This window comes from Rhodospirillales bacterium (assembly GCA_028824295.1).
Classification (GTDB): Bacteria; Pseudomonadota; Alphaproteobacteria; order TMED109; family TMED109; genus VXPW01.
Window position 1 is genome coordinate 1 of sequence record JAPPED010000012.1, and the last position, 12,882, is coordinate 12,882.

Consider the following 12,882-nt stretch of genomic DNA (forward strand, 5'->3'; position numbering starts at 1 on the left):
CCGGTCGTCCTGTTCGACAGTGGCGACGAAGGCCTTGCCGATCGGGCGGCGGGCAGGCTGGCCGACGCGGGGTACGCCGATCTCTCGGTGCTCGAAGGCGGATGCACCGGGTGGGAGGCGAGCGCTGGGGAGCTATTCAGCGGCGTGAACGTGCCGTCGAAGGCGTTTGGTGAATACATCGAGCATCGCTTCCAAACGCCGGCAATCGGTCCCGAGGAACTCAAAGCGATGCTCGATTGCGGCGAACCGGTCGTGGTCCTCGACTCGCGTCCCTACGACGAATATCACCGAATGACCATTCCGGGCAGCACTGACGTGCCCGGGGCGGAACTCGTGTACCGGGTACATGATCTCTTGCCCGACACCGATCCGCTCGTGGTCGTGAATTGCGCCGGCCGTACGCGAAGCATTATCGGTTGCCAGTCGCTGCGGAACGCGGGCGTTCCCAACCGCGTGGCGGCTCTGACGAACGGAACCATGGGATGGGAGATTGCCGGCTTAGGCTGCGAGCGGGGCGCAACACGTGTGGCTGCTCCTCCGTCCGCGCGCGGATATTCCATGGCAGTGGCAGGAGCAGACCGGATTGCCAAGCACTTCAGGGTCGAGTTCGTCGGCGGTGAGATCGTTCGTGCCTGGCAGCATGACACCACACGCACACTCTTTCTCCTGGACGTACGCACGCGGGAGGAATTCGAAGCCGGCCGAATTGCCGGCTCACGCCATGCGCCGGGCGGGCAGCTGGTTCAGGCGACTGACGAATACATCGGGGTGCGCAACGCCAGGATTGTGCTGATCGACCCAACGGGGGTCCGTTCCGTGTTAACGGCCTCCTGGCTCAACCAAATGGGACTGAAGGATGTGTATGTCATGAAACCTGAAGGCGATGACGGATTTGCCGGCTGTGCGACGGAGCGCGGTCAATGCCGGCGGGCGCGCCTGAGGTTCTCAAGTTGGCCAACGCTGCAAGCAGATGAACTTCAGCAGATGCTGGGCAGTGACGAGGTCGCGGTGATCGACCTTTCCAGCAGCCTCAGCTTTCGGAATGGTCACATCCCAGGGGCGTGGTGGGGAGTGCGATCCCGCCTTGAAGAGGCCTACGCGACCCTGCCGGTGGCGAAGCGCCTGGTGCTTACCTCTCCCGATGCAGTGCTCGCACACTACGCGGCGCCGGAAGCAGCGGAACTCTGGCAATCTTCGACCATTCGGGTGCTGAAGGGCGGCAACTCCGGCTGGCTTGATGCGGGCCTGCCGTTCGAGACCGGTACCGATCGAATCACCACGACGCTGGATGACATTTGGTACCGGCCCTACCAGCGTGCGGAGGATTACGAGAGGCACGCCCGGGACTACCTGGCCTGGGAAGTAGCACTGCTCGAGCAAATCAAGCGTGATCCCACAGTGGCATTTCGCGACTACAGCTAGTGCTTCCAGCCGGGCGTCTCGTGACCAGGCCGTATGGCCAGGTTAGGGCGCATGGCATTGGGGCGAAACGTTGAGATCGTCGATCGTTCCCGACCAGGCATCCGGTTCACGCTCTGGGACCTGAACATCCACGCCATAGGCGCGTGGAAAAGCGAGATCTGGCCAGTCTTGCGGCAATACCTGTGCCTGGCCCCCCAACTGCCCCGATCTCGCATCAGGCGTCGGTCAATTCGAAATGCCGGATGCTCGGCGACTCGGCAAGGCGCCCGATGAGACGTGCGCTGGTACCCCTGTCCCGCTGCCAAGCCAAGTATTTCTCGTATCGCTCGCGGGATTCCCACAGTTCCACCACTACCACGTGGTCGGGATCGTCGCTGTTTCGCAGTGTCTGGACGCTGGTACAGCCATCATGAGCACGTGTTTCCGGCAGGATTGTCCTGAAGAATGCAACCAGCTCATCCCCGGTGCCGGGCTTCGCCTAAACTTCGAGAAGCACTCCTGCAGCCATTTCGTTACCCCATCCCTTCGGATGTGAAGCTATCACTACTGCCGATCCGCCGTGCGCGGCCACGCACCAGTCGAACATGCCGCGACCCGAGGCGCCGGAGCCTGGAGACCTTCTCGGCAGCCAAGGGCCGAGGAGTTTCTTGCCGGTCGCCCTGGCCACCGTTCCACGAGCCCTTAGTGATGCTTACGGTTGTGTGGATTGTCGTGACCACACGAGGCGATCTTCCATCGAATCCTTGGGCAACCGATTGAACTCCCGGCACTCGATCCCTGGGAACCGAACCGGTACTTGGCGATTCAGCCGGCTGGAAGCTTCGTCACCAGCCTAGGACGTTCCTGTGACAAAGACCGGCGTCGCTGTTGTCCCCGCCTACATGACAGGAAGCCCCTGGACAGGCGCAGAAACTGGCCTGAGCCTCGCAGCCCGCTTCACAATGCTGGCCGAAGACTTGTCCGAACGTCGTTACAGGAACGCCGAACACGATGGAAGGCAGCGGAAAGGCGCCATCGGAGGGCTGGTAGCCAGAACTACGTGAGCGGCTCGAAAACTTCTTCGTTCATTTCGGGGGCGCGTCCGCCGGCCGTTGCCTCCGGTTCCGGGCTGTCTTGCCGCCCTCGCGGTCGACCGACTGGCTTCGGTGAGTTTCTGAGCCGCCGGAACTGTCTCCGAGCCGTCCGGCGCCCGAAAACCGACTATTTCGGAGACTCTCTCAGCCCTTCGACACGGAGCTTGAGCGCCTGGTTGACCTCTTCATAGGTCGGTTGGACCCAGCTCGAATCCCAGAACAGCATGGCGACACCATTGTCGACTTCATGCTGGATCAGGCGTGTTCCACCCTGCGTCGGTTCCAGCCGATAGCTGTGGTGGGCAGTCAGGATGCCCGGTATTCCAGCGTGCTGATGGAGTTCCTTCGGGGCGACCACCTTTTCGATTCTGGATTTCATGACGGACTGCGTGCCGTCGGGCTGGGTCATTCGGTACTCGACCTCTGCGCCCTCGCGGATTTCGCCACTGATCGGGACAAGCAGGGGGTTCCATGCCGCATAGTTGGAGACGTCAGTCAGCACCGACCAGACCTCCTCCGGCGTGGCCTCTATGGTGATCTCGGCGTGAAACGTCTTGCGACCAAGAAGAAACAGGATCACAAGGACGACCGCGAGCGAGACCACGATCCCGACAATCCACTTCATCAACACTGGTTCTCTCCCTTGAGCGATGAGCTGCAGTCACCGGTGTTCGAGCTGCGCTCCCTTTGCATCGCGACAGATCGAGGTAGGAACTATCATGACTTCTCCGGGTTGGAGAGGGCGACAAGGCCACAGGCGACGTCAAATTCGACCGTCGATGATCAGTTGCGGCCGGTCCCAGCAACTGCCGCTCGGAAAGGAACCGGGGATGCACGATTTCTTTCGGCACGGTGCTTATACCGTTCCTGTCTCGCGCGACACGGTAAGGGCTGATCATCCAGATTTCTCCTTCGGCGTCTTCCGAGATCCGCCGGGACAGGTCTGGGCAGATTTTGTTCACGGCACCGACGAGTTCGTTGTCGTGGCTGAAGGCGAGCTCGAGATTGAAGTGGCGGGAGACGTCGCCCGTTGTTTGCCCGGAGATCTCGTGCGGATTCCGGCGGGCGCCGTACATACGTTGCGGACGTCGTATCAGGCAGGCAGCGTCTGGTACTATGGCTACGGCCACTTCGAGGATGCCTCCGGGTGACCGGGATTCTCTCGGCGACATGCGCCGGCCTGTAGCGCGGCGCGCCTAGCTGTGGCTAGCCAGATCGCCGGTTGGAGCCTGTGCCGGCCAGCTGTGGACCAGGTCCCGCCGTAGATCGCTCTTTAATCAGCAACTTTCGAATTCCGGCATACAGCCTGGGTCGTCCGAACACGGTACGGGTTTCCTTCCAGCGCACCCAATCGCGCGATTGTCCCCATCAAACCGTTCACTCGCAGCCATCGGCGAAGCTTCATGGCACCGTGGGCGCCGCGATGCCACGCGACCGTGCGTTTCCATGACAAACTCGGGGGCCCGTCGCACCGTTGTCCACAAATGGCCCAGTTCTGCAGAATCGAATTCTCCATCCCCGCCGGTCCAGTCGGGAGCCAGCCGTTGTTCGCGTGATCCCATGGCCGGATGGTCTCTCGGAAGTGAATCCGACTGCCGCGAAATCGCAACAGTCATTTGCGTTAGTGTGGCTTCAACGGCTCAACCGACGAGTCGTGGATCGAGCAGCAAGCGCGTTTCCGCCGCCGCCACGCCGGTGCGCGGCCCCAAACGAATGCGGTCGGAGCGAACCATGCAAATTGTGATCGTGGGCGCCGGCTATGTCGGATTGGTTTCCAGCGCCTGTTTTGCTGAGGCCGGTATCAATGTGGCGTGCGTCGATTCCAACGCCGAACGCATTCACCAGCTGCAAGAAGGTCATATCCCGATCTTTGAGCCCGGCCTCAAGGAGCTTGTCGGGCGAAACGCGGGAGCAGGACGACTGATCTTCCGTGACGACCTCGGTGACGAGATCGCGCGGGCTGACGCGGTCTTCATTGCGGTGGGCACCCCAACGCGGCGCGACAGTCAAGCAGCCGATCTCAGCTTCGTGAACCATGCGACCCGAGGCATCGCGGAACGCCTCGACCCGAAGCAGGGCCGAACCGTCATCGTGACCAAATCAACGGTACCGGTCGGCACGGCAAGGTCCATTGAGAAACTCGTCGTCGCAGCCAGGCCGGAATTGAGGCCCGGACACGACTTCGACGTCGCCTCGAACCCCGAGTTCCTGCGGGAGGGATCGGCGATCGAGGATTTCATGCATCCCGACCGCGTCATTTGCGGAACCGAGGACGCGCACGCGGAGCGTGTACTTCGGGACCTCTACGCCCCTCTCATCGTTCGCGGTACGCCGATGATGTTCACCGACCGCGCAACCGCGGAACTCATCAAGCTGACGTCCAATTCGTTTCTTGCCATGAAAGTATCGTTCATCAACGAGATGGCGGACCTGTGCGAACAGTGCAACGCGGACGTGCAGGACTTGGCGCTCGGATTGGGGCTCGATCAACGCATCGGGCCTAGGTTCTTGCGTGCCGGCCCCGGGTTCGGAGGCAGCTGTTTCCCGAAGGACGCGGACGCACTCGTCGCGATCGCCCGAGACTATGGCGTCGATGCCCAACTGGTCGAGGCAACCATTCGTGTGAATGACGCGCGAAAACATGCCATGGCGGATCGCGTTCGTGCGGTGATGGGGGGCAGCGTTGCGGGCAAACGGATTGCGGTCCTGGGGGTGACCTTCAAACCGAACACCGATGACCTCCGCGAAGCTCCCAGCCTCGTGATCGTCCCCGAGCTGATAGCGATGGGAGCATCGGTCGCCGCGTACGATCCTGCTGCCTCCGCCAACGCTCGCTCCGTGCCAGCGTTTCGAGGCGTACTCTGGGCTGAGTCCGCCGAGGCGGCCATGAGGGAAGCTGACGCGGTGGTGGTGCTCACAGAATGGGACGAGTTCCGCAGCCTGTCCGCACAACGGATGGCAGCACTCCTCCGCGAGCCCATCGTCGTCGACCTTCGGAATGCACTGGATCCGCAGGTCCTGCAGAGTGCCGGCCTGCGTTACTACGGGGTCGGACGCGGCCGGGTTCAGCCGACCCCCGCACTCCATCCTGGCCGTGGCCGAAAGCCAGACTGATCTCGCTTCGAATTCCTGTACGTGAGAACCGAAGGATGGCTCTGCTGAAGCTCCGATCCACATCGAAATGCGGGCTACGGAGTCCGCCGAGGCTGCGAAGCTGTGGGGCCAGCCGGGTCCCGGTTGGCCGACCGCAACCGGACCCTAGCTTCGAGAGGAACCAGCCAAATGCACGGCAGCACACCGCCGTAAATCCAGCGATTTCATAGGGTTAACTATCAACTTCTCGAAGCGCCCGCTCTCCCTGGTTGACTTGGAATCGCAGTCGGCACCGCGATATCGCGACGACGCATGGGGAAAACGGTTCAATACTTGCGCAATCCTTGATAGTAGACTGAATGGCACCCTTCACCTGGCGCCGGCTTGATAGATGAGATGCCAGCCAACGTGAGCGCAGCACTGCGCGCGGCCGCAGGCGATGCAAAAGACGAGTACGAGCGTGTCCGGGAGCGCTTGACGAGAGTGCGGCCGACCTTGTCGCCAACACTCGGTCGGGCAGCAGCTTACATGCTGGACCACCCGGCTGATGTCGTCACGATGTCAATGCGCGAAATCGCCCGCGCGGCGAATGTTGCGGCACCCAACTTCTCTCGGCTTGCACAACGGGTGGGCTTTGCCGGCTACAGCGGGCTGCGGGCCGTCTATCGCCATCGAATCCATACCGGAAAACCGGTGGGGGATTCTATTCCGGATCACGTCGCCGCCCTTGAGGGCGCCGACCGCCGGCCAGAGGAACTTTGGCACCAGTTCCGTCAGACGGCCCTCGGTAACCTCGCTGCCACGTTCGAGAACGTCGATTCCGCCCTGATCGCTGAACTTGCCGACGAACTGCGCTCCCGCGACAGGATCTACCTCGCCGCCGCTCACGCATCACAGCACGTGGCGAGATACCTTCAGTCCCTGGGCAACATGGTGGCGCCGTCATTCCGCCTGGTCGGACGCGAGACCGGCAGCGTCAGCGACGGTCTCGTCGACATCACGGGACGGGATGCGGTGATCTGCCTGGCCGCGACGATGCCATCCGGGGGCACGATCCGCGTGGCTGAGCTCGCGCAGGAACGCGGCGCGCTCATCGTGGGGATCACGGAAAGCCGAACAACCCCGTTGGCCGCCGTGTCCGACCGCCTGCTGATCGTCCCTGTCCAGAGTCCGTCCTTCTTCCGCTCCCATGTCAGCGCACTCGCGATTGTGGAGATGCTGGTCGGGTTCATCGTGCTCGGCGCGGAAGAGAGGGCGACGGACCGCATTGAAAGAATTGAGGCCGACCGCCGCAGATTCGCCGACGAATAACCTTCGACCGCGCGGACTGCCCCTGGTTTCCACAGGATTCGCCGCCATATCCTGGATGCCTCCCCAGCACCTTGGTACCTGGTCCGACGCAGTAAGGATTGGTCCGTCAAAACCGAGTACATGCTGCTGGCTTGAACCTGGCCGTACTGCGACCGGCCACCCCGACCAGCGTTGCCTGTCTCCCCCCCGGGCTTCGAGGCATCATCGTCGTCCATCCGGATGACAGGGCACAGCACCGTGTCAGATGCAGATCCGATCGTGGCGGCTAGCGGGACGCAGCTCAAACGCAACTCGGAGAGTACCGGGCCCCGGACATGGACGTTGCGCGGATGGTTGGTGCAGGCGTCGACCACCGAGCCGGCACAGCGGGGCATTCCGACCAATCCCTCGATGGTCTTTCGCTCCTAGCCTGCACGACCAGACTAGGCCGTGATCCGGGAAGCTCCTTGGTTCCGCCCGCGTATCATCGTGCTACCCCAATGCGGGGCAGTACCCGCGATGATGCTGAAATGCGGGTACACCGGGCAACACCGGAAGCCCCGAGAAGAACGAGAAGGTGATATGGGGATCGTGCTGTTTTACAATGCGGATTGTCCCCGTTGTACCCGGCAGGCGGCCCGCACATGTCGCCTGGACTGGCTGAACCGCGTTGAAGCGCGAACCGACGAATCGCCCGTGGGGGAAGTACCGGTCGGCGAAATCGTTGTGGTCGACAAAGACAGCAAGCGGGTCTTCACCGGGCCTTTTGCGACCCGCAAAGTGTGCCTGCAGATTCCCTTGCTGCTGCCGTTGGGCCTAGTCCTGTTCCTACCTCCCATTTTGAGGATGGCGGGGCGGAACAAAGTCGGATGCAATGGCGATGCATGCGAAATTTGACCGGTCGCCGAACCGGACGTCACCACGTTCCAGGTAGTAATTCAGGCTGACTACGGCAGCGCCGATGTCGTGCCCGCAGTCAGGAGTGCCCCGCAGTATCCAGCCGCTGAATGTTCTGCAACCGGTTCCCCAGACCGGTCACCGGCCTCGTCGGCATAGTTCGCTTTGTGCGGATGAGCAGTCCCAGTCGTTCCGTCCGATGGGATGGCCGGCACCCCGACCCTGGCGCGCCGCCTGACGTCTCGCCGCCTTTCGGCTGAAATGGCCTTCCGATGGTGCGGAGATTCGACGAAGCCGCATGGCTGCGGCTGTGCCCGGATCGACCATCCCTCGCCCCAAGACCAAGCGATCGAGAAATCGGTATCGTCCCCCTTGGCTCCGCTACGTCCCCAGAGAGGCACCACGCCCAACATGAACAGCATCTTCGGTCGCGAAGCCTTTCTCGCGCTGCTCGAAAGCGAAGGCGTGTCCCATCTATTCGGAAACCCCGGCACCACCGAACTCCCGATCATGGCCGCACTGCCCGATCGGCCGGCGATCAACTATGTCATGGCGCTCCAAGAGGCGCTCGTGGTGGCCATGGCGGACGGCTACTCGCGCGCATCCGGCGACCTCAGCGCCTGCAACGTTCACGTCGCGCCCGGCCTGGGCAACGCCATGGGGTCGCTTTACAACGCAAAGTGGATGGGGTCGCCGATCATCGTCACGGCCGGCCAGCAGGAGCAGGGGCACGGGCTCACCGAGCCGATGCTCTATGACTCCCTAGTGCCGATTGCGCAGCCGCTTGTGAAATGGGCGGTCGAGGTCAACCGGCTTCAGGACCTGCCGCGGATCGTGCACCGGGCGGCCAAGGTCGCGATGACCCCGCCGACCGGACCGGTGTTCATCTCGCTGCCCGGCGACATCCTCAATGAGCAAGATGCGCTGGAGCTTGGCCGGCCCACCCGGGTCGATACGTCCGGTCGCCCGAGCGATGCTGGGCTCGGGCGGCTGGCAGACCGGCTGCTCGCGGCGCGGCACCCGGTCATCATCGCCGGACACGAGATCGCGACCGCCGATGCCCTCGGGGAAGCGGCTACCCTCGCCGAGTTGCTCGGTGCACCGGTGTACCAACAGACGGTGTGCGACGGCGCCCATTTCCTCTCCGAGCATCCGGCTTTCATGGGCGCACTGACCCGCGACCAGCGACAGGTTCGCGACACGCTTGCTCCTCACGACCTGATGTTCTGCGTCGGCTCCGACGTGTTGCGCATGTCCGTGTTCAGCGAGACTGACCCGATGCCCGACGGCATGGTCGTGGTCCAGCTGGGGCTTCGCGACTGGGAGATGGGCAAGAACTACCCCGCGGATATCGCGTTGCGGGCCGACGTGAAGGAAGGCCTCGCCGCCCTAGCCGGCGCGATCCAACGCAAGCAAGGCCCGGCCGGCGCCCGGAAGGCGGCAGCGGCGCTTGCAGCGCTCGGCCCATCCAACTGGTCGGCGAAGCGCGAAGCCGTTCGGATCGATGCCCTGAAGGGTGCCGGCGCAACGCCCATGCCGCCGTCGCTGGCCATGCTTCGGATCGTGGATGCCCTGCCCGACGACGCGGTCATCGTCGACGAAGGGATCCTGAGTACCCGCTCCCTCCCCTCGCTCTATCCGTTCCGCGACGCGAAGGCGCTCTTTGGTCTGGGCAGCGGCGGCATCGGGTTCGCGATGGCCGGGGCGGTCGGTGTGCAGCTCGCCCTTCCCGATCGTCCCGTCGTCGCCATCGTCGGCGACGGCAGTGCCATGTACAGCATCCAGGCCCTCTGGACCGCTGCCAACGCCAAGCTCCCGATCACGTACGTCATCGCCAACAACGGCGGCTACAGGATCATCAAGGAGCGGCTGAAGTCGTTTCACGGCGTCGAGCGCTACACCGGCATGGAGTTCAAGGACCCGCCAATCGACTTCACCGGGCTGGCCCGCTCAATGGGGGTGTACGCTCAGTCGATCACGGACCCCGACGACATCGCGCCCGCCATCGCCGAGTCGACCCGGTGCAACCAGCCGACGCTGCTTGACGTTATGGTCGACGACGGGTTCGGGAACGAAGGACGGTAGGACCGGCCTGAATGCTATCGCCGCACGCGGGGCGACCAAAGCGGCGCTCACTTGTTTCCGCCGACCGGTGTCGCGATGGATAAAAGCGGGCACGGCCGCCCAGCGCAACGGTCTGTCCTGGTACGAGATCGAAGTGGCGATCGGCGCCGCGACCGGGTCGCAGGGAGATGCTTCCATGCCGGATCGCGTCGGCGAGGCCGGAAATGTGATCACCAGATCGGCTGCCGGCGCATTGCCCGCGGCCCGCGAACGACTCCCGCGAACACACGAACCTGCCAACGTTGTGGTGACGGAAGCCACGCTCGAACCCGTTGCCTGCGATGCCGGCCCCGGCCGGCCGGCGCACGCAAGCCTCATTGCGCTCAGCCCCGCCATGCCGGCGGAAGTCCATCCCCACACCGGGGACCACTCGCCGCTGAGCTACCTCTCCAAGCCGCCGATCAATTATTTTTCGCGAGCCCTGCGCAAGGCACGACCTCGAGCGACGCGGCGGCGTCAGGCTCGCTGAGCATACGCCCGCCAGCCCGCCGGTCGTTGGCCCATGGGGCGCTGTTCATGAGTACTGCGCTTCCCGGGCACAGGCAGCCGGACTGCCAGCGAGATGACAGCCTGGCGCTTGATCGCGGAGGCGGATCCGCGCGCGAAGTTCGGCATCGTTGTTGAAGAACTTTAGATCTCGGAGTCGCCGGCCCAACTGAAGCGGATACCCCCTCGGCCACGGCGTTGATTTCCACGGCACCTTTGGCGGTCGGTCCCGGCCCGGCTGCATGGCAACAGGTGGCCACCGAACTCAGCGTGAAAGCCAGCCGAACCCGACGTCGGCTTCGATGGCCGGTCAGCTCTCGGATGTCCGACCTGGAACGGGTGGTGTCTACACTGCACACAGCCACTTTGCCCGTCACCTTCCGTCGGAGGCCGCCATGTCCGTAATGGCCGTCACCCGTGGTCACCATTACGTCGTCAGCTCCGGGCACGAACTCGCGTCACTCGCCGCGTTTGAAGTGCTCGACAACGGCGGCAACGCCATCGATGCGGGGGTCGCCGCGATCCTGGCCCTCGAAGTGGTCTACAGCGAGCAGGTGAGCGTTGCGGGGGTCGCGCCAATGATCATCCGCCTGGCCGAAACCGGAGAGGTGATCACGATCGCGGGAGTCGGAGGCTGGCCGCGCGCGCTCGACGTCGACGCGTTCATCGCGCGGCACCGGGGCAACATTCCGCTCGGTGTGCGGCGCACTGTCGTGCCGGCCGCGCCCGATGCCTGCCTCCAGGCGCTGGAACGGTGGGGAACCATGACGTTCCGGGATGTGGCTCGGCGCGCCGTGCACTACGCTTCCATGGGCTTCGCCCGCCATCCCGTCATGCTCGACTACCTGCGCCAGTACAGCGACGACATGCGTCACTGGCCGGACAACGTCGCCATCTGGATGCCTGGCGGTGAGGTGCCCGAACCCGGTGATCGGCTGGTGCAGGCCGACCTCGGCCGCGTGCTCCAGTTCCTCTGTGACGAAGAGCGTGCCGCCGGCGGTGACCGCAGGTCCGGGCTCGCGGCGGTACGCCGGGCGTTCTACCGTGGCGACATCGCCAGTCAGATTCTTGCGCACCAGCGGACGCATGACGGCCTTCTGGCGGCCGAAGACCTGGAATCGTTTCGCTGCCAGGTGGTTCCTTCGGTGTTCCGCCGGTTCCGACTCAACGGTGAGGAGGTCGAAGTCCACACCGGTGGCGCTTGGTGCCAGGGACCGTTCCTGCTCGAGGCGCTCTCCATCGCGGAGGCGGCCGGAATACCGGACATGGAACACGGCTCCGATGCCTACCTGCATGCCATCGCCGAGATCCTCAAGCTGACACTGGCGGATCGCGAAGGCTACCTGGGCGACCCGGATTTCGTGGACGTGCCTCTGAACACGCTGATCGGGAACGCCTACGCCTCCGAGCGACGCAAAGCCATCGATCCCGAGGCCGCGTCCCCCGGCATGCCGCTGCCCGGCAGCATCCCTGGCCGTACGGCCTACGTTCCCCCATGTGCCGCCGGCGAGGCGCCGGCTGGACCGCCGCCTGACACCTCGATCGTCTGCGTCATCGACGGCGAGGGAAATGCGCTCTGCTCCACCCCGTCGGACACGAGCTGGGACACGCCGGTGGTGCCCGGTACAGGCTTCGCGGTGTCGGCGCGCGGGGCGCAGTCGTGGGCGGTGCCCGGTCATCCCTCTTGCATTGCGCCCGGGAAGCGTCCCCGCCTCACCCCGAGCCCTTGCCTCGTCCTTTCTCCTGGACGATGGGTCATGCCGTTCGGCACTCCGGGCGGAGACGTCCAGATCCAAGCGAACCTGCAATCGCTCCTCAATCATCTGTCCTTTGGAATGCCGATCCAGGACGCGGTCGAAGCGCCCCGCCTCGTCACCCACAGCCATCCCGACACGTTCGCCCCTCACACGGCCCAGCCCGGACTGCTGACAGTCGAAGGGCGGGTCGACGAGACGGCATGTGACCGTCTCACCGCACGCGGACACCGCATCGAACGCCTTGCGGATTGGACCCATTGGGCAGGCGGGGTATGCGCGGTTCGGAAGGACCTCGCAACGGGTGCGATCGAAGGTGCCGCTGATCCGCGGCGCTGTAGCCGAGCGATGGGCTGGTGACAACACCGGGCGTGTGGGTTCTCGCGTCTATCAGGTCAGGGCGCCCCGCCGCAAAAGTCGGTATTCAAACCCAGGAGCGGGAGAACGGAAACGGCTTCTCGAATGCGAGGCCGGGGGCGGACTACCCGGCATCGATCGGCCGAACACGTGCGATCGGCTTACCACGGCACCAAGTCGGTGCAGCGAATTTGAGCACTGCAGCCGGCGCATCTCGGGATAGGGGTCATCGGCCGAACGGGATCGATGATCAAGTCACCCGCGCCACGGCGGAACCTCCATGTCGAACGCTGCAGCCGATGCTGGAGCCGCAGCCGACCCCAAGGTTTCGGCAAGCCCGCGGTCCGAGCCCGCTGCGCGGGTCAAGAACGCCCCATCAGGTTGCC

Annotated in this window: 9 protein-coding genes; 8 read left to right on the top strand and 1 reads right to left on the bottom strand. The window is 64.1% G+C overall.

Annotated features, from left to right (window positions below):
• Nucleotides 1–1,422, top strand: a 1,422-nt coding sequence (locus tag OXH60_05890) for a rhodanese-like domain-containing protein (protein MDE0711647.1), incomplete at its 5' end; no start/stop codon positions are given.
• A 1,200-nt stretch (nucleotides 1,423–2,622) separates the two neighbouring features.
• On the opposite strand, the gene OXH60_05895 is transcribed toward OXH60_05890, so the two are convergent.
• Nucleotides 2,623–3,120, bottom strand: a complete 498-nt coding sequence (locus OXH60_05895) for an SRPBCC domain-containing protein (protein MDE0711648.1) — start codon at nucleotides 3,118–3,120, stop codon at nucleotides 2,623–2,625.
• A gap of 205 nt (nucleotides 3,121–3,325) precedes the next feature.
• Here OXH60_05895 and OXH60_05900 point away from each other — a divergent pair, with 205 nt between their 5' ends.
• The 7 genes from OXH60_05900 to OXH60_05930 all read left to right on the top strand — a co-directional run bounded on the left by OXH60_05900 (nucleotide 3,326) and on the right by OXH60_05930 (nucleotide 12,499).
• The gene (locus OXH60_05900; protein MDE0711649.1) at nucleotides 3,326–3,646 is read left to right on the top strand and encodes a cupin domain-containing protein; all 321 of its coding nucleotides are present in this window, start codon (nucleotides 3,326–3,328) and stop codon (nucleotides 3,644–3,646) included.
• A 580-nt stretch (nucleotides 3,647–4,226) separates the two neighbouring features.
• Complete coding sequence (locus OXH60_05905; GenBank protein MDE0711650.1) at nucleotides 4,227–5,609, top strand: UDP-glucose/GDP-mannose dehydrogenase family protein; 1,383 nt, start codon at nucleotides 4,227–4,229, stop codon at nucleotides 5,607–5,609.
• Between the two features lie 387 nt (nucleotides 5,610–5,996).
• Nucleotides 5,997–6,899 (top strand): MurR/RpiR family transcriptional regulator, encoded by a 903-nt coding sequence (locus OXH60_05910; GenBank protein ID MDE0711651.1) that lies wholly within the window; start codon nucleotides 5,997–5,999, stop codon nucleotides 6,897–6,899.
• 561 nt (nucleotides 6,900–7,460) lie between these two features.
• Nucleotides 7,461–7,775 (top strand): hypothetical protein, encoded by a 315-nt coding sequence (locus OXH60_05915; protein ID MDE0711652.1) that lies wholly within the window; start codon nucleotides 7,461–7,463, stop codon nucleotides 7,773–7,775.
• A 411-nt stretch (nucleotides 7,776–8,186) separates the two neighbouring features.
• Nucleotides 8,187–9,860, top strand: coding sequence for a thiamine pyrophosphate-binding protein (locus OXH60_05920; protein ID MDE0711653.1), 1,674 nt, complete (start codon nucleotides 8,187–8,189; stop codon nucleotides 9,858–9,860).
• A gap of 175 nt (nucleotides 9,861–10,035) precedes the next feature.
• Nucleotides 10,036–10,368: a hypothetical protein gene (locus OXH60_05925; GenBank protein ID MDE0711654.1), complete on the top strand. Its 333-nt coding sequence runs from the start codon at nucleotides 10,036–10,038 to the stop codon at nucleotides 10,366–10,368.
• Nucleotides 10,369–10,780: 412 nt separating this feature from the next.
• Complete coding sequence (locus OXH60_05930) at nucleotides 10,781–12,499, top strand: gamma-glutamyltransferase (protein MDE0711655.1); 1,719 nt, start codon at nucleotides 10,781–10,783, stop codon at nucleotides 12,497–12,499.
• The last annotated feature ends 383 nt before the right edge of the window (nucleotides 12,500–12,882 follow it).